Source organism: uncultured Sphingomonas sp., assembly GCF_936927845.1.
In the GTDB taxonomy this organism is placed as follows: Bacteria; Pseudomonadota; Alphaproteobacteria; order Sphingomonadales; family Sphingomonadaceae; genus Sphingomonas.
The window spans coordinates 75,314-99,890 of sequence record NZ_CAKZHV010000057.1 but is presented as its reverse complement, the minus strand read 5'-3'; the positions used below and the strand labels follow the sequence as shown (position 1 = coordinate 99,890).

The following is a 24,577-nucleotide window of genomic DNA, read 5'->3' as shown; positions in this document are numbered from 1 at the left end:
TAACGCCTCGCGCCGGCAGCGGCGCGGGGCACCTATTCGCCACCGGCCAGATGCCGGGGCACGTCATGAGGTGAGGGTGGGGTCATGAAAGCCGCCGTTCTGTTCGAAACCAAGTCGCCGCTCCGGATCGAGGACGTCGACGTCGCTAAGCCCCGCGCGCACGAGGTGCTGATCCGCACGCTCGCGTGCGGCGTCTGCCGCTCCGACCTCCACTTCGTCGACGGCGCCTATCCGCACCCGCTCCCCGCCATTCCGGGGCACGAGGCCGCCGGTATCGTCGAGGCGGTCGGCGAGGAGGTCCGCACGGTGAAGCCGGGCGACCACGTCGTCACCTGCCTGTCGGCCTTCTGCGGGCACTGCGAATTCTGCATCACCGGGCGCATGTACCTGTGCGTCTCGGGTGAGACGCGACGCTCGGCGAAGGACGAGCCGCGGCTCCGCCTCGCGAACGGCGGCCAGGTCCAGCAGATGCTCAATCTGTCCGCCTATGCCGAGATGATGCTGGTGCACGAGCATGCCTGCGTATCGATCGACCGCGACATGCCGCTCGACCGTGCCGCCCTGATCGGTTGCGCGGTGACCACGGGCGCCGGGGCGGTATTCAACACGACCGACGTGTCGCCGGGCGAGACGGTCTGCGTGGTCGGCTGCGGCGGGATCGGGCTTGCCGCGGTCAACGCCGCCAAGATCGCTGGCGCGGGAAAGATCATCGCGCTCGATCCGGTGGCGGAGAAGCGCGCGGTTGCCGAGAAGCTCGGTGCGACGCACACGCTTGATCCGATGAGCGATACCGCGGTCGCCGAGGTGGTCGAGATCACGAACGGCGGCGTCCATCACGCGATTGAGGCGGTCGGGCGCCCGCAATCCGCCGCGACGACCGTCGGCGTGCTGCGCCGCGGCGGTACCGCGACGATCCTCGGCATGATGCCGCTCAGCGAGAAGGTCGGTCTGTCGGCGATGGACCTGCTGTCGGGCAAGCGGCTCCAGGGCGGGATCATGGGCTATAACCGGTTCCCGGTCGACATCCCGCGCTTGGTCGACTTCTACATGCGCGGGCAGCTCGACCTCGACACGATCATCGCCGATCGCCTGCCGCTCAGCCAGATCAACCGTGCCTTCGACGAGCTGCGCAAGGGCGACACCACCCGCAGCGTGATCGTGTTCGATCAGTGAGCGAGCTGCAGACCGAGCTCGCCGAGCGCGACCGGCTCGACCTCGATCGCCTGTCCGAGTGGATGCGCGCCCACGTCCCCGGCTTCGATGGGCCGATGAGCTATGCCAAGTTCGCCGGTGGTCAGTCGAACCCGACCTACAAGCTGACGACGCCTCGCGCGAATTACGTGCTCCGCCGCAAGCCGATGGGCGACCTGTTGCCCAGTGCGCATCAGGTCGATCGCGAACACCGCGTCATGGCCGCGCTCCACCCGACCGGCTTTCCGGTGCCGCGCCAGTACGGCCTGTGCGAGGACGCGGGGGTGATCGGCTCGGCCTTCTACGTGATGGAGATGGTCGAGGGGCGCACGATCTGGGACGGCGGCATGCCCGGCCTCACCCCCGATCAGCGCCGCGACCATTACCATGCGATGATCGACACGCTCGCCGATCTCCACAACACCGATTACGAGAAGATTGGCCTTGGCGACTTTGGCCGACCTGGCAATTATTTCGAGCGTCAGGTCGGCCGCTGGACCAAGCAATATCGCGGTGCCGAAACCGAGCACATGCCGGCGATGGAAACGCTGATCGAGTTCCTGCCGCGCACGATCCCCGAACAGACCCGCACCTCGATCGTCCACGGCGACTACCGCGTCGACAACATGAAGTTCGCGCCCGGCACCGACCCGCGCGTGGTCGCGGTGCTCGACTGGGAATTGTGCACGCTCGGCGACCCAACCGCCGACCTGACCTATTATCTGATGAGCTGGGTGACCGAGCCCGAGGGTCGCTCGGGCGTGCAGGGGCTGACCGGCCCGGAAACGGGTATTCCGACGCTGGAGGAGATGGTCGAGCGCTACTGCGCGCGAACGGGGCGCGACGGTTTGCCCGAGCTCGACTGGTATTTCGCCTTCAACCTCTTTCGTCTCGCCAGCATCGTGCAGGGCATCAAGAAGCGGTTCCTGATCGGCACCGCCTCCAACGCGCGTGCCGAAGAGACGAGCGCGCGCGTGCCGATGCTCGCCGACGCCGCGCTGATGTTCGCCCGCAAGGCGGGAGCCTGACCACCACCACCGCTCGCGCCGGTGCGTGACCACCAAACAAGGGGACGAGAATGTCGCTGTTCGATCTGACCGGCAAGGTCGTGCTGATCACCGGTTCCTCGCGCGGGATCGGCAAGGCCTCCGCGATCGCCTGCGCCGAGCAGGGTGCGAAGGTCGTCATCTCCAGCCGCAAGCAGGACGCATGCGACGCCGCGGCCGCCGAGATCAACGCGCGCTTCGGTGAGGGCACCGCGATCGCAGTCGCCGCCAACATCTCCGACAAGGAAGGCCTGCAGCATCTGGTCGACGAGACGCGGCGCGCGTTCGGGCGCATCGACGTGCTGGTCTGCAACGCCGCCTCCAATCCCTATTACGGGCCGCAGGCCGGCATCGCCGACGATCAGTTCCGCAAGATCCTCGACAACAACATCATCTCCAATCACTGGCTGATCAACATGGTGGTGCCCGAGATGAAGGAACGCCGCGACGGTTCGGTCGTGATCGTGTCCTCGATCGGCGGGCTTCGCGGTTCCACGGTGATCGGCGCCTATTGCATCAGCAAGGCCGCCGACATGCAGCTCGCACGCAACCTCGCGCACGAATACGGCCGCCACAACATCCGCGTGAATTGCATCGCGCCCGGCCTGATCAAGACCGATTTCGCCAAGGCATTGTGGGAAGACGAGAGCGCAGTCGCCGAGCGTAACGCCACGACGCCGCTGCGCCGCATCGGCGAACCCGAGGAGATCGCGGGCGCGGTCGTCTATCTCGCCAGCCCGGCGAGCGCGTTCATGACCGGGCAGACGATGGTGATCGACGGCGGCGTCACGATCTGACCGCGCGAGGGGAGAGGAAAGACATGGCACGCTTCACCGACAGGTCGATCATCGTCACGGGCGCAGGCTCGGGCATCGGCCGCGCTGCCGCAACCCTGTTCGCCGCCGAAGGCGCGCGCGTCGTCGTCGCGGACGTGAGCGAGGGCGCGGAGGAGACCGCGCGGCTGATCCGCGACGCTGGCGGCACCGCCGAGGCGATCCGCATGGATGCCGGCAACGAGGAGGACGTGATCCGCACCGTCGCGCTCGCCTGCGACCGGTTTGGCGGGCTCGACGTCATGTTCGCCAACGCGGGCATCTCCGGCGGCATGGCCAACATCTTCGACACCGACGTGTCGCTCATTACCGAGGTGCTGCGCGTCAATCTGATCGGGCCATATCTGGCGGTGAAGCACGCCGCGCCGAAGATTGCGGAGCGCGCGGCGCAATCGGGCAGGAGCGGCGCGATCATCCTGACCGCCAGCGTCGCCGGCATCCGATCGGGCGCGGGCTCGCCCGCCTACTCCGCGTCGAAGGCAGGCGTCATCAACCTCGCCATGGTGTCGGCGCAGCAGCTGTCGGGCGCGAACGTCCGCGTCAACGCGATCTGCCCCGGGCTGACCGAGACGGGTATGACCAAGCCGACGTTCGACTACGCGCGCGACGCCGGCAAGACCGACCGGCTGGGTCGGCTCAACCCGCTTCGCCGCGGTGCGCAGCCCGAGGAACTCGCCAAGGTCGCGCTGTTCCTCGCCAGCGACGACGCCAGCTACGTCAACGGACAGGCGATCGCGGTCGACGGGGGACTGTCGTCCAGCCACCCGGTCACCAAGCAGGAATATGGCCGCACCGCGGTGTGAGACCGGAACAGCTAGCGCGCGGGCGGGTTAACATGGGTGAAGAACAAGGGGGCTTCACCCATGACCGATCCGATCCGCTATTCGCCCGACCTCGAAGACGTGCAGCCCGATGAGGGTGAGACGGTCGAGCAGCTCAACGAGCAGTTCGACATCATCCTCAAGACGACACACGAGGATTACGGCCACGCCGTCCGCTCGGTCCATGCCAAGGCGCACGCGATCGTCGAGGGGACGCTGACGATCCATGCCGACCTGCCGCCTGAGCTTGCACAGGGACTGTTCGCGACGCCCGGCGAGCATCCGGTGTTCATGCGCTTCTCGACCAACCCCGGCGATATCCTGAGCGACGCGATCTCGCTGCCGCGCGGGCTGGCGATCAAGGTGCTCGACGTCGATGGCGCCCGGCTGGCCGGCGCGGAAGGGCGCACGCAGGATTTCGTGATGGTCAACGGGCCCGTGTTCCAGGCCAAGACGGCGGAGAAGTTCCTCGGCAATTTGAAACTGCTCGCGCGCACCACCGACAAGGCCGAGGGCGCGAAGATCGCGCTGTCGGCAGTGCTGCGCGGCGTCAACACCGCGCTGACCGCGGTTGGCGTGGAGAGTGCCGCGATCCGCTCGATGGGTGGCGCACCCAACGTCGATCCGATCGGCGAGACATATTACAGCGCGACACCGTTCCGCTACGGCGACTATGTCGCCAAATTCTCGCTCGTACCCATCGCTCCGGCGTTGAAGGAGCGTACCGGCGCGATCATCGACGCCTCCGGCCGCCCCAATGCGATCCGCGAGACGCTCCAGCAGGAGCTGCGCGACATCAATGGCGAATGGGAGTTCCGCGTCCAGCTCCAGCGCGACACCGGCAAGCAGCCGATCGAGGATCCGACGGTCGAGTGGAAGGAGGAGGACGCGCCCTTCGTCACCGTCGCGACGATCCGCACCAAAGCCCAGGACAGCTGGGACGATGCGCGCGTCAAGCACGTCAACGAGGAACTGCGCTTCAGCGTCTGGACGGGGCTTGCCGCGCATCAGCCGCTCGGCAACATCAATCGCTCGCGCAAGGACGTGTACAAGCACAGCGCCGACTTTCGCGCCCGCGCCAACGGCTGCCCGATCCACGAGCCGGCGTAGCGGGGCAGGGCGGGGCCGCCCCCGCCCGCTGTCAGGCGCGGTTCGCCGCCGACAGCACCGCGCGCACGCTGGCGGTTGCGATGTCGGTGTCGATGCCAACGCCCCAGACGACGCGTCCGTCCGCGGTGCGACACTCGAGATACGCCGCCGCCTGCGCGCCCGCACCGTGGCCGATCGCGTGCTCGGCATAGTCGATCACGTCTAAGTTCGGACCAGTCGTCTCGGCCAAGGCCGCGATCACGCCCGAGATCAGGCCGTTGCCGCGTCCCGAAATCGAGCGCTCCTCGCCATCGACCGCGACGCGTCCGACGAATAGCCGGTCGCCGACCGCACCGGTTTCCTCGTAATCGCGCAGCACGAAGCGATCGCCGGCTCCCGGCAGGTAGGTCGCAACGAACCGGCCCCAGATGTCGGCGGCGTTCAGTTCGCGGCTCGTCTCGTCCGCCAGCGTCTGGACGTGGCGGCTGAAATCCGCCTGCAGTCGCTTGGGCAGCCGCAATCCCTTGTCCTGCTCGATCACCCAGGCGACCCCGCCCTTGCCCGACTGCGAATTGACGCGGATCACCGCCTCGTAGCTGCGCCCGAGGTCGGCCGGGTCGATCGGCAGGTAGGGCACTTCCCACAGGCCGTCGTTGCGCGTCGCCTGCGCGGCGAACCCCTTCTTGATCGCATCCTGGTGCGAGCCCGAGAAGGCGGTGAACACCAGGTCGCCGGCATAGGGCGTGCGCGGATGGACGGGCAGGTTGGTACAATAATCGACCGTCTTCACGACGCCATCGATATCCGACAGGTCAAGCTTCGGGTCGACGCCCTGCGTGTACATGTTGAGCGCAACCGTCACGAGGTCGCAATTACCCGTCCGCTCGCCATTGCCGAGCAGGCAGCCCTCAACGCGGTCGGCGCCCGCCATCAGCCCCAGCTCGGCTGCCGCTACCCCGGTGCCTCGGTCATTATGCGTATGGAGCGAGATCACGACGGCGTCGCGGTTGGGAATGTTGCGCGCGAACCATTCGATCTGGTCGGCGTAGACGTTGGGGGTCGCGCACTCGACCGTCGCGGGCAGGTTGAAGATGATTGGTCGCTCGGGCGTCGGGCGCAGCACCTCCATGACACCAGCGCAGACCTCGACCGAGAAGTCGAGCTCGGCGGTGGAGAATGTCTCGGGGCTGTATTCGAACTGCCAATCGGTGCCCGGCCGCCGGGCCGCCTCGTCGCGCAGGATCTTTGCGCCGTCAATCGCGATCTGGCGCACCTCGTCGCGTGACATGCCGAACACGATTCGTCGCCATGCCGGACTGACTGCATTGTAGAGGTGGACGATCGCGGTCTTCGCTCCCTCCAGGCTGCGGAAGCTCGTCTCGATCAGGTCGCGGCGCGACTGGGTGAGCACCTGCAACGTCACGTCATCGGGCATGCGACCCGATCGTACCAGGCCCGAGATGAAGTCGAACTCGGTCGCCCCCGCGCTCGGAAAACCGACCTCGATCTCCTTCAACCCGACCTTCACTAGCAGGTCGAAGAAGCGGGTCTTCTTCTCCGCGTCCATCGGATCGATCAGCGCCTGGTTGCCGTCGCGCAGGTCGGTCGACAACCAGCGCGGCGCGCGGGTGATCGTCTTCGACGGCCATTGGCGGTCGGGCAGGTCGATCGTCGGGAACGGGCGGTATTTGGATGATGGATCGCGCAGCATGGCTCGGCTCTCTGCTTGGGGAGTGTCGGCTGGGCCCTTAGGCGCGGGATGCGCGAGCGACGCGCACAGGTCGAGGTCGCGCCTAAGGGCGCGTAAGTCGAAGAAGGCGAATGGCCGAAATCATCGCGCGTCGTTCTGCCGCGCATGCGCCGCGCTGTCCACCCGGAATATCAGACCCGGTCCGGTTCACGTAGATGACGTAGCCGCTCGAACAATGTTCTTAACCTGGGTGCAAGCATTCATCTTTGCCTAACTTCTCAGTCCTAGGCCGGCGGCAAGGAGCCTTCGCCATGCTGCAACTCGTCTACATTTCTTCGGTCGCACAAAAGGCCGATCTCGCCAGCATTCTCGCGGTGTCGCGCATCAACAACCGTCGCGATGGAATCAGCGGGCTGCTCTACTCCGATGGCGTACGATTTCTTCAGGCGCTGGAGGGACCGACGCTCGCGGTTGAAACTGCTTACGCGCGGATCAAGCAGGACCCGCGACACAATGCGCTCGTCATTCTGTCCCGCCGCGAGGTCGCCACGCGTGAGTTCGGCGACTGGGCGATGGCCGAGCGCCGCGTCGGCGAGGAGGGCGACCAGTTCTGCGCGCGCATCGATCGGCTGCTGGCGAACACCGGCCCGAACATCCGCGCGACGTTCGACAGCTTCATCAAGCTGCGTCGCGCAGCATAAGGGCACGGGCGGCACTGCGCCGCCCGCGCGTACGATCAGGCGGTGAACGCCGCGTGGATCGTCAGATTGACCGTGTCCGACACGACCGGTGCATAGGCCCCGACGCCGAAGTCGCTGCGCTTGATCTGCCCCTTGGCGGTGAAGCCGAGGTTGAGCTTCTTGCTCATCGGATTGTCGCCCGCGCCGACGAAGGTAACGTCGAGGGTAACCGGCTTGGTCTGGTCCTTGATCGTCAGGTTACCGGTCATCGTTGCGCTGTTCGCGCCCTTGGGCACGATGCGGGTCGAGACGAAGCGCGCGGTCGGGTATTGCGCGGCGTTGAAGAAGTCCTCCGACTTGAGATGCTTGGCAAAGCCCGCAGAAGTTACCGACAGATCGTCGACGTTGAACGAGATGTCGACCTTGGTCGCCGCCGGCTTCTTCGGATCAATCGTGATCGAACCGCCGCTCGCGCCGAACTGCCCTTCGAGCATCGAAAAGCCCATGTGGTTGACCTGCCAGCTGACCTGCGTGTGCGCGGGATCGACCTGATAGGTGCCGGCAGGCACGCGCGAGGCGATCGGCTGACCGGGCTGCTGCGGCGTGGTCGCGATCTGCGCGAGCGCGGGCACGGACATGAGCGCCAGCGTGGCGGCGGCGAGGTGACGGATGCGCATGGTCGAGGAACACTCCCTGTTGATCGAGTGATCCAACCACAGCGCGGCAGGCAAGGGAATAGGTCGAGCCGAAACGGTCGGTTTCGCGCGCGCCCTACTCGTCGTCGAGCTCCTTCGAGCCCTGCGGCAGGATGTCGTAGCGGATACGAACCCAGACGCCGAGCATCGGCTGACCTCCCTTTCGCGGCGGGCGTATCAGGAACTGCCACGCAGCCTGACGCACCGCGCCCGCGATGCGTGAGCCCGGCGTTTCACCCAGCTCGCGGCAGTCTTCGACGTGGTAGCGCGCGATCGTGCGGCACGCGATGACGCCCCAGCCGAGCTTGCCCGCGGGCAGGTAGGTCGACATCTCCGCGCGGGTCGGCTTGCGATACCATTCGGCGGCGTACATTGGCTCGCCACCTGGACCCGTGCCGATGCTAGGATCGCCGCCCGCTTCGCCTGCAGAGGCGGTCTGCGTGCCGTCGCCCGTTCCCGCGGTGCCCTTGATCTTGCCGATGTTCGAAGCGGCATAGTCCGACTGACTCAGCATGATCACGCCGGGCAGGTGGAGCGTGACGGGCGGCGGCGGCACGATCGGCGCTTCGCGCGGCTCGGTCACCGGACGCGGCTCCGGCGTGGCAGCGGCCGGTGAAGCCGCGCGCGTGCGCTGCACCGATCGCTTGCTTGTCTCCGACGATCCGAGTGGGGTCACGTTGAAGGTGGACAGCCGCCGCCCGTCGCCCGGCTCATGTCGCTGGTAACCACCCATCCCGAGCAGCGCGAGAATGATCGCTGCCGCAATGCCGAGCGCCATTGCCCAGGACGCCGCGCGGCCGCCGCGCGAGGCGCGGGCGTCGTACGACAATGACCGGTACGACGCCGCACTCATGACGAGCCGCCCCTACGCTCGGACGTGCGCCGCGGCAACGGGGCCGCGGCGCTATTTCGTGGCCGCTAGTTCTTGGCCTTATCGACCAGCTTGTTGGCGCCGATCCACGGCATCATCGCACGCAGCTCGGCACCCACCTTCTCGATCGGGTGCGCCGCCGCCGCCTTGCGCGCGGCCTTGAGCTCGGGCTGCCCCGCGCGGTTGTCGAGCACGAAGTTCTTGACGAAGCGACCCACCTGAATGTCGGCCAGCACCCGCTTCATCTCCGCCTTGGTCTCGTCGGTGATGATGCGCGGACCCGTCGTGATGTCGCCGTACTCGGCGGTGTTCGAAATCGAGTAGCGCATGTTGGCGATCCCGCCCTCGTACAGCAGGTCGACGATCAGCTTGGTTTCGTGCAGGCACTCGAAATAGGCCATCTCGGGCGCGTAGCCCGCCTCGACCAGCGTCTCGAACCCCGCCTGGATCAGATGGGTAATGCCGCCGCACAGCACCGCCTGCTCGCCGAACAGGTCGGTTTCGCATTCCTCCTTGAAGTTGGTCTCGATGATACCCGAGCGCCCGCCGCCGACCGCGCTGGCGTAAGAAAGGGCGAGATCATGTGCGTTGCCGCTCGCGTCCTGCTCGACCGCGATCAGGCAGGGCACGCCACCGCCGCGGACGTATTCGGAACGGACGGTATGGCCAGGACCCTTCGGCGCGATCATGATGACGTCGATGTCGGCGGGCGCCTCGATCAGCCCGAAATGCACGTTCAACCCGTGCGCGAACGCGATCGCCGAGCCTGCGCGCATGTTACCCTTCAGGTCCTTCTCCCAGATGCCCGCCTGGTGCTCGTCGGGCGCGAGGATCATGACGAGGTCGGCCCAGGCCGCCGCCTCCTTGTTGCTCATCACGGTGAAGCCGGCGTCCTCGGCCTTCTTCGCGGTCGCCGAACCCTCGCGCAGCGCGATCGCGACATCCTTGACGCCCGAATCGCGCAGGTTCTGCGCGTGCGCGTGACCCTGGCTGCCGTAGCCGACGATCGCGATCTTCTTGCCCGTGACGAGGTTCAGGTCGGCGTCCTGGTCATAATAGACACGCATGGTAAGCTCCCTTTGATCGTGGAAAGCGGCGCCTGCTGATCGTGGCGCCGTGGAATATGGGTCAGGCGGCGTCCTTGCCGCGCGAGATCGCGACCACGCCGGTGCGCGCGACCTCGATCAGGCCGACCTCGCCCATCAGCTCGACGAACTTGTCGATCTTCTCGATGCCCCCGGTCACCTCGAACACGAACGACGAGGTGGTCGCGTCGACCACGCGCGCGCGGTACACGTCGGCGAGCCGCAGCGCCTCGATCCGGTGGTCGCCGGTGCCGCGTACCTTGACCAGCGCCAGCTCGCGCTCGACGTGTGGGCCCTCGGCGGTCAGGTCGTGGACGCGGTGAACGGGCACCAGCCGGTCGAGCTGCGCGACGATCTGCTCCAGCGTCGCCGGGCTGGCGCTGGTGACGATCGTGATGCGGCTGACCGCCTTGTCGGCGGTCACCTCACTGACGGTCAGGCTCTCGATATTGTAGCCGCGCGCGGTGAACAGCCCGGCGATCCGCGCCAGAATACCGGGTTCGTTGTCGACGATGACCGCCAGCGTGTGCCGCTCGGCCTTTTCCTCACGAATATGCATGATGGTCCTTCTGCGCGCCCGGGCAGGGCGGAGGCAATCGTTGTCGGGGGTGTGATCAGACGAGCGCGCGTGCCTCGTCGTCCATCGTGCCCGATACCTCGTTCGCCTGCAGGATCATGTCGGTGTGCGCCGCACCCGACGGAATCATCGGAAAGCAATTGGCGAGCTTCGCCACGCGGCAGTCGACCATCACTGGCCCGTCATGCGCGAGCATGTCGGCGATCCCGCTGTCGAGCTGATCGGGTCGCTCGATGCGGATGCCCTTCCAGCCATAGGCCTCCGCCAGCCGCACGAAGTCGGGCAGCGAATCGGAATAGCTCTCCGAGTAGCGGCTCTCGTAGGTCAGCTCCTGCCACTGGCGCACCATCCCCATGTACTCGTTGTTGAGGATGAAGACCTTGACCGGCAATCGGTACTGGGTCGCGGTGGCGAGCTCCTGGATGTTCATCTGGATCGACGCCTCGCCCGCGATATCGATGACGAGCGCGTTGGGATTGCCGAGCTGCGCACCGATTGCTGCGGGCAGGCCGTAGCCCATCGTGCCGAGCCCGCCGCTGGTCAGCCATTTGTTGGGCAGTTCGAACCCGAAATATTGCGCCGCCCACATCTGGTGCTGGCCGACCTCGGTGGTGATGATCGGCTGGCGCTGGTGCGTCGCCTCCCACAACGCCCGCACCGCGCGCTGCGGCATGATCTCACCGCGCAAGCCGCCGGTCTCATCCTCCGGAAAGGCCAGACTGTCCTTCGCACGCCATTCCGCGATCCGCGCCCACCAGGCGGACAGATCGGGCTTGGCATATTGCCGCGATTTCCAGACGCGGATCATGTCCTCCATCGCGCGCCCGGCGTCGGCGACGATGGGAAGGTCGATCCGTACCGTCTTGTTGATGCTCGACCGGTCGATATCGACGTGGATCTTGCGGCTGTTGGGCGCGAAGGCGTCGAGCCGACCGGTGACGCGGTCGTCGAAGCGCGCGCCGATGTTCACGATCAGATCGGCCTGGTTCATCGCCCAGTTCGCCTCGTACGTGCCGTGCATCCCGAGCATGCCGAGAAACTGCGGCGACGAGGCTGGATACGCGCCCAGCCCCATCAGCGTCGAGGTGACCGGCGCCCCCGTGATGCGCGCCAGCTCGACCAGCAATTGCGCCGCGGCCGGCCCCGAATTGATCACCCCGCCGCCGGTGTAGAGCACCGGGCGCTCGGCCGCGGCAATCATTTCGACCGCCTGCTCGATCGCGCCGCGATCGGCCTTGAGCGCGGGTCGATAGGTCTTGTGCTGGATCGGACCCGGCTTGCTGTACGCCGCGGTCGCGACCTGCACGTCCTTGGGGATGTCGATCACGACCGGCCCTGGGCGGCCCGAGGTGGCGATATGGAACGCCTCGTGGATCGTCGCGCCCAGGATCGCGGGGTCTTTCACCAGGTAATTGTGCTTGGTGCAGTGGCGCGTGATGCCGACCGTGTCTGCTTCCTGGAATGCGTCGGAGCCGATCAGGTGCGTCGGCACCTGACCGGTAATGACGACCATCGGGATCGAATCGAGCATCGCGTCGGTGATGCCGGTGATCGCGTTGGTCGCGCCCGGGCCGGAGGTGACGAGCACGACGCCGGGCTTGCCGGTCGAGCGCGCGTACCCTTCGGCGGCGTGCGTCGCCGCCTGTTCATGACGGACGAGGATGTGCTTGATCTTCTGCGCGCGAAATAATGCATCGTAGATCGGCAGCACCGCGCCACCGGGGTAGCCGAAGACGACCTCCACGCCGAGATCGACCAGCGCCTCGACCAGGATGTCCGCTCCGCTTCGCTCAACCACCACTCAACTCCCGCGTTGGTGCAGGCCAAAGCCCGCTGGGTGGCGGCGCGCTAAGCCATGTAAAGTTGCGCGTCAACCAACCTAAAGGAAATAAAATTGCGGGTCAGCTTTATCGATGCGTGTCCACGATGCCGGCGGCTGGTTGCGAAACCAAGTATATTGGCGCTTGGCGTACTGCCGTGTCGCACGCTGCGCACGCGCGATGGCGTCGCCGCGGCTGATCGTGCCAGCCAGCAACGCCGTGATCTCCGGCACCCCGATCGCGCGCCGCACGGGGGCGTCGGCGGGCACATCGTTGCGGGCCAGCAGGGCGGCGACTTCCTCCACCGCTCCTTCCTCGAACATCGCTTCCAGCCGGCGATCGCAGCGGGCGAACAGATCCTCGCGGTCGGGCAGCAGAACCGCGGCCGAGAGCGCGATCCGGTCGCCGATCCCGCCGGCGCGCTGCTCCTGCCAATGCGATAGCGGCTTGCCGGTCGAGCGCACCACCTCCAGCGCGCGCGCCACCCGCGTCGTATCCGCGGGCGCGAGCCGCGCGGCAGCGGCCGGGTCCTCACTTATGAGCGCCACGTGCGCGTCCGCCACCGACAGCGCGCGCACCGCGGCGCGGATGTCCGCGTCGATGTCGGGCACCGGCGCGATCCCGTCGAGGAGCGTGCGCAGGTACAGCCCCGTTCCGCCGACCAGCACCGGGACGCCGCCTTGCGCATGCACCGCGTTGATCGCAGCAGCAGCGTCGCTGGCCCAGCGTGCGGCCGAGCATGCCTCCGCCCCATCGACGTAGCCGAACAGCCGGTGCGGCACGCGCGCCTCCTCCGCAGGCGATGGCCGCGCGCTCAGGACGCGCAGGTCGCGGTAGACCTGGCTCGCGTCGGCGTTGATCACCGTGCCGCCGATCGCCTCCGCCAGCGCGATCGCCAGCGCGCTCTTGCCGCTCGCGGTCGGCCCTGCGATGAGCGCGACCCTCGGGTGCGGACTTGGGCGCAGATCAGGGGGCGACACGATGTTCACGGCAACGCTGATAGCAGCGGGGCGGCTGCTCCCCAACACGCTGGCGGACGCGCGCGCGCGGCTGGCGGCGGCGGGCTGCGCGCCGACGACGCTCGCCTGGATCGACGAGGGCGACGCCGCCGACCTCAGCTTCGGCCTCTCGCTCGTTGCCGCACGCGAGGTGCTGGAGGACGCGTTCGACCACGTCGATGTCGTCATCCAGCCGGCTGAGGGTCGCGCCAAGCAACTGCTCGTGGCCGACATGGATTCGACCATGATCACGGTCGAGTGCATCGACGAGCTCGCCGACTATGCCGGGATCAAGCCGCAAATCGCGGAGATCACCGAGCGCGCGATGCGCGGCGAGCTGGATTTCGAGGCCGCGCTCGATGCGCGCGTTGCGCTGCTGCGCGGGCTTGACGAAACCGCGATAGACCGTTGCCGTGCCGAGCGGGTTTCGCTGATGCCCGGCGCACGCACGCTGGTGCGGACGATGCGCGCGCGTGGAGGTACGGCGGTGCTGGTATCGGGCGGCTTCACCCGCTTCGCCGAGCCCGTTGCGGCGGAGATCGGCTTCGATCGCGCCATCGCCAATGTGCTGGAGATCGCGGACGGTCGCCTGACCGGCACCGTCGCGCGCCCGATCGTGGGGGCCGCGACCAAAAAGGCGACGCTGCTCGATTATCGCGCCTCGCTTGGCCTTCCCGACCCCGCGACGCTCGCGGTCGGCGACGGGGCCAACGACCTGTCGATGATCGAAGTCGCCGGGTTGGGCGTCGCCTATCACGCCAAGCCGATCGTCGCGGCGGCAGCGTCTGCGCGGATTGACCACAACGATCTGACCGCGCTGTTGTGGGCGCAGGGCATTCCTCGCGCCGAATGGGTCGACTGAGCGGACGCGCGCGCGCCCGCCCAAACCTGCATCAACCCGCCAGCGCCGCCTTCACCAGCCCGCTCGCTTTGCTCATGTCGAGGTTGGCGGCGTGGCGCGCCTTCAACTCGCCCATGACACGGCCCATGTCCTTCATGCCACTGGCACCCAGCTCGTCCTTGATCGCCTGGATCGCCGCGCGCGTCTCGTCCTCGCTCATCTGCTGCGGCAGGAAGCGTTCGATCACCGCGACCTCGGCCTCTTCACTCGCTGCCAGCTCCTCGCGACCGCCCTTGCGGTACATGTCGATCGACTCGCGGCGTTGCTTGACCATCTTCTGCAGCACCTCGACCACCAGCGCGTCGTCGCCGGGGGTGCCGGGTTCGGGCGCATTGCCGGTGCGCGCCTCGATGTCGCGGTTCTTCACCGCCGCCTGGATGAGGCCGATCGCGGCGCGGGCTTCCTTGTCGCCCGACTTCATGGCGGCGATCTGGGCTTGCTTGATGTCGTCTCTGATCATGCAAGCGCGATAGCGCGAGTTCGCCGCATAGGCGAGGCCCGGCGGTTGACGGATCGGGGCCGGGGGCTTAGCGGGCGGGGCTTAGCGACATCGCAGACTTTGACCAGGAGTGCCCGCCGATCATGGCCGACGCCAAGCCTTCGCACGCGTCCAAACCCGATGGAGCCACCGGCGTCCTCGTGCTCGCCTCGGGTGAGGTCGTCTGGGGTCGCGGCTTCGGCGCGGAAGGGCAGGCGGTCGGCGAGGTGTGCTTCCACACCGCGATGACGGGTTATCAGGAGATCATGACCGATCCGTCGTTCGCCGGGCAGATCATCACCTTCACCTTTCCGCACATCGGCAACGTCGGCGCCAACCCCGATGACATCGAGGCCGATGCGCCGCACGCGCTCGGCATGATCGTGCGCGAGGACGTGACCGCACCGTCGAACTTCCGCGCGGTCGAGAATCTCGACGGCTGGATGCGCCGCCACGCGCGCATCGGCCTGTCGGGCATCGACACGCGCGCGCTGACCAGGCGCATCCGGGCGAGCGGCGCGCCCAACGGCGTCGTCGCGCACTCGGCGGCGGGCGAGTTCGACCTCGACGCGCTGCTCGACATGGCGCGCGCGTGGCCGGGGCTGGAGGGGATGGACCTTGCCAAGACGGTCTCGACCGAAACTCATTACGCCTGGGGCCAGACGCGCGAGGGCGGGCCGTGGCGGCTCGGCTTTGGCTACGGCACCCAGGGTGATGACGCCCGCCCGCACGTCGTCGCGATTGATTACGGCAGCAAGCACAACATCTTCCGCAATCTCGTCCACGCCGGCGCAAAGGTCAGCGTCCTGCCCGCCACCGCGACGTTCGAGCAGGTGATGGCGCTCGCGCCCGACGGCATCTTCCTGTCGAACGGGCCCGGCGACCCCGCCGCGACCGGCGAGGACGCCGTGCCGGTGATCCGCCAGTTGCTCGACACTGGAAAGCCGCTGTTCGGCATCTGCCTCGGCCACCAGTTGCTCGCGCTCGCGGTCGGCGCGCGCACGACCAAGATGTTCCAGGGCCACCGCGGCGCGAACCACCCGGTGAAGCGCGTCGGCGCGAATGGTGCGACCGAGCAGGTCGAGATCACCAGCATGAACCACGGCTTCGCGGTCGAACGCGACAGTCTCCCCGCGAATGTGCGCGAGACGCACGTCTCACTGTTCGACGGCAGCAACGCAGGGCTGGAACTGACTGATCGGCCGGCCTTCTCGGTGCAGTACCATCCGGAAGCGAGCCCGGGGCCGCAGGATAGCCTCTACCTGTTCGAGAAGTTTGTAGGGTCGCTTCGTTGAATTTGGAAACGGCGACGAAGTGTCGGCTGTTGATCGCAAAACGATACGAAGTCACCGCTCGGCTCATGTTATATGCTGGGATGGCAACGATCGGTCTTTCTTGGTTTTTGCAGAACCTTTGGATGGCAATCATTGCGGCGTTCGTGAGTATGCCGTGCGCGTGGATATTCAATCTTAGATGTCCGGTATGTTCATGGCTGGTCTACCGAATTTACGGAACGGCCGACGATAAGCACGCTAAAGACCAACTGTTGGCGCCGCTGTATTCAAGGCACATATGGCGGCAGCCGCCGGCGTGTACGAAATGCGCGCAGCCATTTCTGACAACTGAGAACCCTTCCGAGGCGATTTTCTAATGCCCAAACGCACCGACATCTCCACCATCCTCGTCATCGGCGCTGGGCCGATCGTCATCGGTCAGGCGTGCGAGTTCGATTATTCGGGCACGCAGGCGATCAAGGCGCTGCGCGAGGAGGGCTATCGCATCGTCCTGGTCAACTCGAACCCGGCGACGATCATGACCGATCCCGATCTGGTCGGCAGTGACGGTGCGACCTACGTCGAGCCGATCACGCCCGAGGTGGTCGCCAAGATCATCGAGAAGGAGCGCCCCGACGCCGTCCTGCCGACGATGGGTGGGCAGACCGCACTCAACACCGCGCTCGCGCTGTTCCGCGACGGCACGTTCGAGAAGTTCGGCGTGCAGATGATCGGTGCCGACGCCGACGCGATCGACAAGGCGGAGGATCGCCTCAAATTCCGCGACGCGATGGACAAGATCGGGCTGGAGAGCGCACGCTCGGCGATCGCGCACACGGAAGCCGAGGCGCTCGCGGGGCTGGAGAAGGTCGGGCTGCCCGCGATCATCCGCCCCAGCTTCACGCTCGGCGGCACCGGCGGCGGCGTCGCCTACAACCGCGAGGAGTTCCTCGATATCGTCCGCAAGGGGCTCGACGCCTCGCCGACGACCGAGGTGCTGATCGAGGAGTCGCTTCTCGGCTGGAAGGAATATGAGATGGAGGTGGTCCGCGACCGCGCGGACAATTGCATCATCATCTGCTCGATCGAGAACGTCGATCCGATGGGGGTCCACACCGGCGACTCGATCACTGTCGCGCCCGCGCTGACGCTGACCGACAAGGAATATCAAATCATGCGCAACGCGAGCATCGCGGTGCTGCGTGAGATCGGGGTAGAGACGGGCGGCTCGAACGTCCAGTTCGCCGTCAACCCGAAGGACGGCCGCCTGATCGTCATCGAGATGAACCCGCGCGTGTCGCGTTCGTCGGCGTTGGCGTCAAAGGCGACCGGCTTTCCGATCGCCAAGGTCGCGGCGAAGCTGGCGGTCGGCTATACGCTCGACGAGATCGAGAACGACATCACGGGCGCCACACCCGCGTCGTTCGAACCGACGATCGATTACGTCGTCACCAAGATCCCCCGCTTCGCGTTCGAGAAGTTCAAGGGCGCGGAGGCCGTGCTGTCGACCGCGATGAAATCGGTCGGCGAGGTGATGGCGATCGGTCGCAACATCCACGAATCGATGCAGAAGGCGCTGCGCGGGCTGGAGACCGGCCTGTCGGGCTTCAACAACGTCGATCGCCTGATCGGTGCCCCGCGGGCCGAGATCGAGGCCGCGCTCGCGATCGCCTCGCCCGACCGGCTGCTCGTCGCCGCCCAGGCGCTGCGCGAAGGCTTCACCGTCGCCGAGGTCCACGCGATCGCCAAATACGATCCCTGGTTCCTCGAGCGCATCGCCGAGATCGTCGCCGCCGAGGCGGAGGTGATGGAGAACGGCCTGCCGATCGACGCACCTGGCATGCGCCGTCTGAAATCGATGGGGTTCAGCGACAAGCGGCTCGCCTGGCTCGCGCTGCAATCGGCCAATCTGCGCGGCATGAGCCGCGGCATCGCGCGCGGCTCGGGGCTGATTCACGAGGCGGTCAAGGCGATGACCGGAGGCGTGACCGAAGACGAGGTGCGCGCGCACCGCGTCAAGCTCGGCGTCCGCCCCGTCTTCAAGCGGATCGACACCTGCGCCGCCGAGTTCGACGCGAAAACGCCGTACATGTACTCGACCTACGAAGCGCCCAGCTTCGGCGAGCCCGAGAACGAGGCGATGCCGTCCGACCGTCGCAAGATCGTCATCCTGGGCGGCGGACCCAACCGGATCGGGCAGGGGATCGAGTTCGATTACTGCTGCTGCCACGCCTGCTTCGCACTGGCGGATGCGGGGTTCGAGACGATCATGGTCAATTGCAACCCGGAGACGGTGTCGACCGACTATGACACGTCCGACCGGCTCTATTTCGAGCCGCTGACCGCCGAGGACGTACTCGAGATCCTCCACGTCGAGCAGTCGCGCGGTGAGCTGGTCGGTGTGATCGTGCAGTTCGGCGGGCAGACCCCGCTCAACCTCGCGCGCGCGCTGGAGGCGGCGGGCATCCCGATCCTCGGTACCGCACCCGACGCGATCGACCTCGCCGAGGACCGTGAGCGCTTCGCCGCGCTCGTCAACAAGCTCAAGCTGTTGCAGCCGTCCAACGGCATCGCGCGCAGCCGCGACGAGGCGATCGCGGTCGCGCACCGCATCGGCTATCCCGTGCTGATGCGCCCGAGCTACGTGCTCGGCGGCCGCGCGATGGAGATCGTCGACAGCGACCAGCAGCTCGACGATTACATCCAGACCGCGGTGCAGGTGTCTGGCGACTCCCCCGTCCTGATCGACCAGTATCTGCGCGACGCGGTCGAGGTCGACGTCGACGCGATCGGCGACGGCGATCAGGTGGTGGTCGCGGGCGTGCTCCAGCACATCGAGGAAGCCGGCGTCCACTCGGGCGACAGCGCCTGTTCGATCCCGCCCTACAGCCTGTCGGCGGAGATCATCGTCGAGATCGAGCGTCAGACCGAGGCGCTCGCGCGCGGGCTGAACGTCGTCGGGTTGATGAACATCCAGTTCGCGGTCAAGGATGGTCAGGTTTACCTTATCGAGGTCAACCCGCGCGCCAGCCGCACCGTGCCCTTCGTCGCCAAGGCGATCGGCGCCCCGATCGCGAAGATCGCCGCGCGCGTCATGGCGGGCGAGAAGCTGCGCGATCTGCCGCCGATCGACCGCCGCATCGACTATGTCGCGGTCAAGGAAGCCGTGTTCCCGTTCAACCGCTTTCCCGGCATCGACCCGGTGCTCAGCCCCGAAATGAAGTCGACCGGCGAGGTGATGGGGATCGATCGCGACTTCACCACCGCCTTTGCCAAGGCGCAGCTAGGTGCGGGTACCGTTCTGCCGTCCTCGGGCGCGGTGTTCGTCAGCGTGAAGGACAGCGACAAGCCGCTGATCGTGCCGGCGGCGCGCCAGCTGGTCGACGCCGGGCTCACGATAGTCGCGACCGGCGGCACGGCGGATTACCTGACGCGCGCCGGGTTGCCGATGGAATTGGTGAACAAGGTGGCGCAGGGGCGTCCGCACATCGTCGATCGGATCAAGGACGGCGGCATCGCGTTGATCTTCAACACGACCGAAGGATGGCAGAGTCTGAAGGACTCACAGCCGATCCGTGCCAGCGCGGTGAACGGGCGCATCCCGTATTTCACTACCGCATCGGCCAGCATCGAGGCAGCCAAGGCGATCGCTGCGAGGGCCGTGGCCGGTGCGATCACACCTGCGAGCGGCACGCTTGAAGTGCGTCCGCTGCAATCCTATTATTCGCAATCGCACAACTGAACCTCGGACATATAGTTTGATCGTGCGTGCGGCCTCGCAGGGGAGGTCGCTCGGGGGCGTTTGAAGGAAGTGACGCATGGCGACCGTTGAAAAGATGCCGATGCTGCAGGAAGGCTATGAGAAGCTGAATGCGGACCTGAAGCGTCTGAAGATCGAACGCCCGCAGATCGTCGATGCGATCGAGGAAGCCCGCGCGCACGGCGACCTGTCCGAGAATGCCGAGTACCACGCTGCCAAGGAGCGGCAGGGGCAGATCGAGGCGTCGATCGCCGACATCGAGGACAAGCTCAGCCGCGCGCAGATCATCGACCCGCGCGACCTGTCGGGCGACAAGATCGTGTTCGGCGCGACCGTGACGTTGCTCGACGAGGACGACAAGCCGATCCGTTACCAGATCGTCGGTCAGACCGAAGCCGACGCGAAGGGTGGCCGTATCAGCTACAACTCACCGCTCGGTCGCGCGTTGATCGGCCGCAGCGTCGACGATGAAGTCGAAGTGACGGTGCCGTCGGGCGACCGTTATTATCTGGTGTCGAAGATCGAGTTTATCTGATCGGGCGGAATAGAACGGTGTGACGCCTGACTAGCGGATCAGATGCAGGAAGGCATGCGGCGTCGTCAGCGTGATTGGGGAGCGCAGCCTCCTCCCACGTATCACTATGTTTCGTGCTTGCTGCCGCGCGAGGTTGCGCAACTGGCGTAGGTGATCGGTATCACCGCACGTGCGCTCCAACTTATTGAAGTACTTGGATACGCGTCTCGCGGTGATGCGCGGCGCGCACATCGCTACGCTTACCTGAACTGAGCGTTGAGCCGATGTGCAAGAGGATCAATCGCCGCGACGTGGCACTAGGCAGAAGATCACTCGCTTGGTCCGAAGCCGGAATCAAGGCAGTTGCGGACCATCAGAGCCCGAAGCAAACCGTGGCACACCACTCCCTAGAGACGCGCGCCTTGAAGCTTCAGGCGTCGGTGCTCAGCGATGGTTCGAGCAGGCGGTGCAGGTGCACGACGACGTACTTCATCTCAGCGTCGTCGACCGTTCGCTGCGCCGCCCCGCGCCATGCCTTTTCGGCGCTGGCGTAATCGGGAAAAACGCCGACGACGTCGATCGACTTGAGATCGTTGAATTCTAGCGTGCGCGGATCGCTCACGCGCCCGCCGAAAACGAGGTGAAGCTTGCTCATGCGCGCTCCTCTAGCGTTCTCGGCGGGAAACGTGAAGGGTCAGGCGGCAGTCGTTTGCGTGTCCGATTGATCGTCGGCGTGGCGCAGTTCCTTCTTGCCCGCCGACGCTGCGGCCTTGCCGGCGGTCGCGGCGGCACCGGCGACGTTCTGCAACAGCGTCTTGACCTGTTCCTTCGCGCCGCCCTTGGTCAGGCCGATATTCTGCAGCTCGCTCTTGCCGCTCTCGCGCGCAGCGGCGACGGCGGCGAGCGCGGTCGCGCCGAGGCGCTTGCCGACGGGTGCAAGCAGTTCGCGCTCCTTCTGGCTGCGCGGCACGATTGCCCCAACGAGCGCGCCGAGCGCCAGGCCGCCGGCCACGATCGCGAGTGGGTTGGTTTCCGCCGCGTGAGCGGTCTGGTGTGCGAGTTCGCGCGTCTTCTCGCGCGTGGTTTCAACAGCATCGCTCACTGCGGCCGTCGCAGTATCCAGGCCGTCGCGCAGCGTGCCGTGGTCGTTCGCATGATTGTGATCGGTCATGTCGTCGTTCCTTTCGCGAACGGATAGGTGCGTTATCGAACGCGTCTGAGGTGAGGTGGTTTCGCTGCCGAAGGCGGACGCTTGCTCAGGCCAAGCGCCCGCATCAGCGGCTTGCGACACAGCAGCAGCACCACCGCGGCAACGCCGCCGGTCACGGCGGACGGATTGCGCATCGCGGTCTTGACCGAGGCGCGCGCGGCAAGCTGCGCGCCTTCGGTCACGTTATCGGCCGCAGTCCGCGCCAGCTTGCGCGGCGCGAGTTGCTCCTGCAACTGCTCCACCGTGCCGTTCAGTCGCGCCCGTGCCTCGGCGGCGCGCGCTTCGGCTGCAGCAACGTCGGCGGGCGAGGTCACGCGTCGACCTTGGGCGACAGACGATTTTTCCCAATGAGCGCCAGCACGCCCGCAATCAGGAATACACCGCCAACCACCAACAGTGTCGACAAACCCGGACCCATCAGCGTCGCCAGTGTCTCGATCAGCCCGACGAGCAGCGCGATCAGACCCGCGAGCGCCAATACGCCCGCTACGGCGAAGAAGATGGCGGCGTTCCGGTAACGACCCACCGCCTCACCGACCTTTGCTTTCTGCAAGGCGATCTCGGCCAGCGCCACGTCCTTGGCGTCGCCGGTCAGACGCGAAACCAGATCGGTCAGACCTGGCTCCGGTGCCACCTTGTCGCGGACGGCGTTAGCCGCGCGTCTGATCGGGGTCACGTTGCTGATGTCGCTCATCGCTTTAGGCGCCGCGCTGCTCGACGCCCGCCGAGACGAGCCGCGCGATCGCGAAGCCGAACGCGGCTGCGATGCCGACGGCCACGCCCGGGCTCTTCTTCACCAACTCGCGCGCCTCGTCGAAGATTTCGTCGACCGTCGTGTCGTCGAGCTTGGCGCCGAACGACTGCACCTGATCGGCCGCAGTACGTGCATATTGCCCGTATTGCTTGCCAAGCTTCTCATCGACCTGCGAGGCCGCATCGTTGAGGATCTGCGTCAATTGACCCAGCGCGTCGGTCGCCTTCGTCTTGCCGTCCTCGGCGAACAGGCGCACGCGGTCGGTTGCCTGCCCGCGCAAGCCCGAGGCGCTCTGCTTGATCGTGTCGCCGGCCTGGCTGACCTTGTCGGAGACGACATCGGCGGTGCTGCTCGTGCTGTCGCTGGGTCCACCGTTCTTGAGTGGGGCTGCCTGCTGGAGGGACGAGTCGCCGCGCGGCGTTTCCGTGTCGCCGCTGGTCATCGGTGCCAAATCGTTGCGATCGTTCGGGTCGGCCATCGTGGTCATGTCCTTTATGGTTTCGTCGTGAACCCCGCGCGTCGCAGCCGGTTCCCTCGCGTTGCGGCATCCACCGCCGCTCGCTACAGCCGCCCACGACATGCTTGCCCGAACAGCTAGGGGGATCGTTACGTGACCGCAATCATCGACATTCACGCACGCCAGATCGTGGACAGCCGCGGCAATCCGACGGTGGAGGTCGATGTGCTGCTGGAGGACGGCAGCTTCGGCCGCGCCGCCGTTCCCTCCGGCGCCTCGACCGGCGCGCATGAGGCGGTCGAGCGGCGCGACGGCGACAAGGCGAAATGGGGTGGCAAGGGCGTCGACCAGGCCGTGGAAGCGGTCAACGAGGAGATCGCGGGCGAGATCGTCGGCATGGACGCCGAGGACCAGCTCGAAATCGACCACGCGATGATCGAACTGGACGGCAGCGAGAACAAGGGCCGCCTGGGTGCCAACGCGATCCTCGGCGTCAGCCTCGCAGTCGCGAAGGCGGCCGCGGACGCGCGCGGGCTGCCGCTCTACCGCTACGTCGGTGGCGTCGCCGCGCACGTCCTGCCGGTACCGATGATGAACATCATCAACGGCGGCGAGCATGCCGACAATCCGATCGACTTTCAGGAATTCATGATCATGCCGGTCGGCGCACCGTCGCTCAGCGAAGCGGTGCGCTGCGGGTCGGAAATCTTCCACACGTTGAAGAAGGGCCTGCACGACAAGGGCCTGGCGACCGCGGTGGGCGACGAGGGCGGCTTCGCGCCCAACCTCGCCAGCACGACCGACGCGCTCGACTTCATCATGGCGAGCATCGAGAAGGCGGGTTATACGCCTGGCGACGACGTGATGCTCGCGCTCGATTGCGCCGCGACCGAGTTCTTCAAGGGCGGCAAATACGTCATTTCGGGTGAGAATCTGACGCTCGAACCCGGCGCGATGGCCGAATATCTGGCCGACCTCGTCGCGCGCTACCCGATCCTGTCGATCGAGGACGGCATGGCCGAGGACGACTTCGAGGGCTGGAAGGCGCTGACCGACGCGGTCGGCGGCAAGGTGCAGCTGGTCGGCGACGACCTGTTCGTCACCAATCCGAAGCGGCTGCGCGACGGGATCAAGCAGGGCCTGGCAAATTCGTTGCTGGTCAAGGTCAACCAGATCGGCACGCTGTCGGAGACGCTGGAGGCGATCCGCGTCGCCGAGCGTGCGGGCTATACCGCGGTGATGAGCCACCGCTCGGGTGAGACTGAGGATGCGACGATCGCCGACCTGGCGGTCGCGACCAATTGCGGGCAGATCAAGACCGGCAGCCTCGCGCGCTCCGACCGGCTCGCCAAGTACAACCAGCTGATCCGCATCGAGGAGGAGCTGGACAAGGTCGCGCATTACGCGGGCCGCGACGTGCTGCGCACGCGCTGAACGGTCTTGCCACGGCGGCGTATCTGCGCGATTTTCCGCGTCGATGCGCCGCAAGCCGACACCTCCGCTTCTGATCCTCCGACGCGCCGCGGTGCCGGCAGCGGCGCTATCCGTGATGGCGTTCTTCGGTGCCTATGCGGTGACGGGATCGAACGGCATCTTCGCGCTAGGCGAATATAAGCAACAGATCGCGGCGCACGAACGACAGTATCAGCAGCTAGACGAGCGTCGGACGATGTTGCGCAACCGGGTCGCGCTGCTCGACCCGCGGCATGCCAATCCCGATCTGGTCGACGAACTGGTGCGCAAGGAATTGAACGTCGCGCATCCCGACGAGGTCATCGTTCCGATGAAATGACCGGAACGGAGCTGCGTTGCACGGCTCCGTTCCGGTGAACA

25 protein-coding genes are annotated in these 24,577 nt (G+C 66.5%); 12 read left to right on the top strand and 13 right to left on the bottom strand.

Translation table 11 applies throughout. The features are described 5' to 3' along the window. The first annotated feature begins 84 nt into the window (after positions 1 to 84). The 5 genes from Q0579_RS08275 (at position 85) to Q0579_RS08255 (ending at position 5,001) form a co-directional block, all read left to right on the top strand. Positions 85 to 1,173: a Zn-dependent alcohol dehydrogenase gene (locus Q0579_RS08275; RefSeq protein WP_298811096.1), complete on the top strand. Its 1,089-nt coding sequence runs from the start codon at positions 85 to 87 to the stop codon at positions 1,171 to 1,173. Between the two features lie 62 nt (positions 1,174 to 1,235). Beyond that, the gene (locus Q0579_RS08270; RefSeq protein WP_298811424.1) at positions 1,236 to 2,219 is read left to right on the top strand and encodes a phosphotransferase family protein; all 984 of its coding nucleotides are present in this window, start codon (positions 1,236 to 1,238) and stop codon (positions 2,217 to 2,219) included. Between the two features lie 50 nt (positions 2,220 to 2,269). Continuing rightward, positions 2,270 to 3,034: an SDR family oxidoreductase gene (locus Q0579_RS08265; protein ID WP_298811094.1), complete on the top strand. Its 765-nt coding sequence runs from the start codon at positions 2,270 to 2,272 to the stop codon at positions 3,032 to 3,034. A gap of 23 nt (positions 3,035 to 3,057) precedes the next feature. Beyond that, positions 3,058 to 3,873, top strand: a complete 816-nt coding sequence (locus Q0579_RS08260) for an SDR family oxidoreductase (protein WP_298811091.1) — start codon at positions 3,058 to 3,060, stop codon at positions 3,871 to 3,873. 60 nt (positions 3,874 to 3,933) lie between these two features. Further along, the gene (locus Q0579_RS08255) at positions 3,934 to 5,001 is read left to right on the top strand and encodes a catalase family protein (RefSeq protein WP_298811089.1); all 1,068 of its coding nucleotides are present in this window, start codon (positions 3,934 to 3,936) and stop codon (positions 4,999 to 5,001) included. Positions 5,002 to 5,032: 31 nt separating this feature from the next. On the opposite strand, the gene leuA is transcribed toward Q0579_RS08255, so the two are convergent. After that, positions 5,033 to 6,691, bottom strand: a complete 1,659-nt coding sequence (gene leuA, locus Q0579_RS08250; RefSeq protein ID WP_298811087.1) for a 2-isopropylmalate synthase — start codon at positions 6,689 to 6,691, stop codon at positions 5,033 to 5,035. A 290-nt stretch (positions 6,692 to 6,981) separates the two neighbouring features. Here leuA and Q0579_RS08245 point away from each other — a divergent pair, with 290 nt between their 5' ends. Continuing rightward, positions 6,982 to 7,371 (top strand): BLUF domain-containing protein, encoded by a 390-nt coding sequence (locus Q0579_RS08245; protein WP_298811084.1) that lies wholly within the window; start codon positions 6,982 to 6,984, stop codon positions 7,369 to 7,371. A 35-nt stretch (positions 7,372 to 7,406) separates the two neighbouring features. Here the strand turns inward: Q0579_RS08245 and Q0579_RS08240 are convergent, their stop codons facing one another. From Q0579_RS08240 to miaA, 6 genes are all read right to left on the bottom strand, one after another. After that, on the bottom strand, positions 7,407 to 8,027 hold the full coding sequence (locus Q0579_RS08240) for a YceI family protein (RefSeq protein ID WP_298811081.1): 621 nt from the start codon (positions 8,025 to 8,027) through the stop codon (positions 7,407 to 7,409). Between the two features lie 94 nt (positions 8,028 to 8,121). Next, the gene (locus tag Q0579_RS08235; RefSeq protein ID WP_298811078.1) at positions 8,122 to 8,898 is read right to left on the bottom strand and encodes a hypothetical protein; all 777 of its coding nucleotides are present in this window, start codon (positions 8,896 to 8,898) and stop codon (positions 8,122 to 8,124) included. Positions 8,899 to 8,963: 65 nt separating this feature from the next. Next, the gene (gene ilvC / locus Q0579_RS08230) at positions 8,964 to 9,983 is read right to left on the bottom strand and encodes a ketol-acid reductoisomerase (RefSeq protein WP_298811075.1); all 1,020 of its coding nucleotides are present in this window, start codon (positions 9,981 to 9,983) and stop codon (positions 8,964 to 8,966) included. Positions 9,984 to 10,044: 61 nt separating this feature from the next. Then, positions 10,045 to 10,560, bottom strand: coding sequence for an acetolactate synthase small subunit (gene ilvN / locus Q0579_RS08225; RefSeq protein WP_298811072.1), 516 nt, complete (start codon positions 10,558 to 10,560; stop codon positions 10,045 to 10,047). A gap of 55 nt (positions 10,561 to 10,615) precedes the next feature. Next, positions 10,616 to 12,376, bottom strand: a complete 1,761-nt coding sequence (locus Q0579_RS08220; RefSeq protein WP_298811056.1) for an acetolactate synthase 3 large subunit — start codon at positions 12,374 to 12,376, stop codon at positions 10,616 to 10,618. Positions 12,377 to 12,457: 81 nt separating this feature from the next. Next, entirely contained in the window at positions 12,458 to 13,381 is a 924-nt protein-coding gene (miaA, locus tag Q0579_RS08215; protein ID WP_298811421.1) for a tRNA (adenosine(37)-N6)-dimethylallyltransferase MiaA, read from the bottom strand. Between miaA and serB the strand changes: the two genes are divergently transcribed. After that, positions 13,380 to 14,258, top strand: coding sequence for a phosphoserine phosphatase SerB (serB, locus tag Q0579_RS08210; protein ID WP_298811053.1), 879 nt, complete (start codon positions 13,380 to 13,382; stop codon positions 14,256 to 14,258). The genes miaA and serB overlap by 2 nt on opposite strands. A 31-nt stretch (positions 14,259 to 14,289) precedes the next feature. On the opposite strand, the gene Q0579_RS08205 is transcribed toward serB, so the two are convergent. Further along, positions 14,290 to 14,757, bottom strand: coding sequence for a GatB/YqeY domain-containing protein (locus tag Q0579_RS08205; protein ID WP_298811049.1), 468 nt, complete (start codon positions 14,755 to 14,757; stop codon positions 14,290 to 14,292). A gap of 122 nt (positions 14,758 to 14,879) precedes the next feature. Here Q0579_RS08205 and carA point away from each other — a divergent pair, with 122 nt between their 5' ends. From carA to greA, 3 genes are all read left to right on the top strand, one after another. Continuing rightward, positions 14,880 to 16,070: a glutamine-hydrolyzing carbamoyl-phosphate synthase small subunit gene (gene carA / locus Q0579_RS08200; RefSeq protein WP_298811047.1), complete on the top strand. Its 1,191-nt coding sequence runs from the start codon at positions 14,880 to 14,882 to the stop codon at positions 16,068 to 16,070. Positions 16,071 to 16,425: 355 nt separating this feature from the next. Then, positions 16,426 to 19,791: a carbamoyl-phosphate synthase large subunit gene (carB, locus tag Q0579_RS08195; RefSeq protein ID WP_298811044.1), complete on the top strand. Its 3,366-nt coding sequence runs from the start codon at positions 16,426 to 16,428 to the stop codon at positions 19,789 to 19,791. Between the two features lie 76 nt (positions 19,792 to 19,867). Then, entirely contained in the window at positions 19,868 to 20,344 is a 477-nt protein-coding gene (gene greA, locus Q0579_RS08190) for a transcription elongation factor GreA (RefSeq protein ID WP_219768434.1), read from the top strand. 409 nt (positions 20,345 to 20,753) lie between these two features. On the opposite strand, the gene Q0579_RS08185 is transcribed toward greA, so the two are convergent. From Q0579_RS08185 to Q0579_RS08165, 5 genes are read right to left on the bottom strand one after another with little or no spacing between them, the layout of a single operon-like run. Further along, positions 20,754 to 20,978, bottom strand: a complete 225-nt coding sequence (locus Q0579_RS08185) for a DUF4170 domain-containing protein (RefSeq protein WP_298811027.1) — start codon at positions 20,976 to 20,978, stop codon at positions 20,754 to 20,756. 39 nt (positions 20,979 to 21,017) lie between these two features. After that, positions 21,018 to 21,494 carry a hypothetical protein gene (locus Q0579_RS08180; protein ID WP_298811024.1) on the bottom strand — a complete coding sequence of 159 codons (477 nt, stop codon included), beginning with the start codon at positions 21,492 to 21,494 and terminating at the stop codon, positions 21,018 to 21,020. A 32-nt stretch (positions 21,495 to 21,526) separates the two neighbouring features. Further along, positions 21,527 to 21,847 carry a DUF3618 domain-containing protein gene (locus Q0579_RS08175; RefSeq protein ID WP_298811022.1) on the bottom strand — a complete coding sequence of 107 codons (321 nt, stop codon included), beginning with the start codon at positions 21,845 to 21,847 and terminating at the stop codon, positions 21,527 to 21,529. Beyond that, entirely contained in the window at positions 21,844 to 22,227 is a 384-nt protein-coding gene (locus tag Q0579_RS08170) for a phage holin family protein (protein ID WP_298811019.1), read from the bottom strand. Before Q0579_RS08170 ends, Q0579_RS08175 begins: the two co-directional genes overlap by 4 nt. A gap of 4 nt (positions 22,228 to 22,231) precedes the next feature. Further along, positions 22,232 to 22,774, bottom strand: a complete 543-nt coding sequence (locus tag Q0579_RS08165) for a hypothetical protein (protein ID WP_298811017.1) — start codon at positions 22,772 to 22,774, stop codon at positions 22,232 to 22,234. 123 nt (positions 22,775 to 22,897) lie between these two features. On the opposite strand from Q0579_RS08165, the gene eno reads away from it, so the two are divergent. Then, a complete protein-coding gene (eno, locus tag Q0579_RS08160; RefSeq protein ID WP_298811014.1) occupies positions 22,898 to 24,178 on the top strand; it encodes a phosphopyruvate hydratase in 1,281 nt (426 codons plus the stop codon). 115 nt (positions 24,179 to 24,293) lie between these two features. Then, positions 24,294 to 24,536 (top strand): septum formation initiator family protein, encoded by a 243-nt coding sequence (locus Q0579_RS08155; protein WP_298811011.1) that lies wholly within the window; start codon positions 24,294 to 24,296, stop codon positions 24,534 to 24,536. Positions 24,537 to 24,577 lie beyond the last annotated feature (41 nt).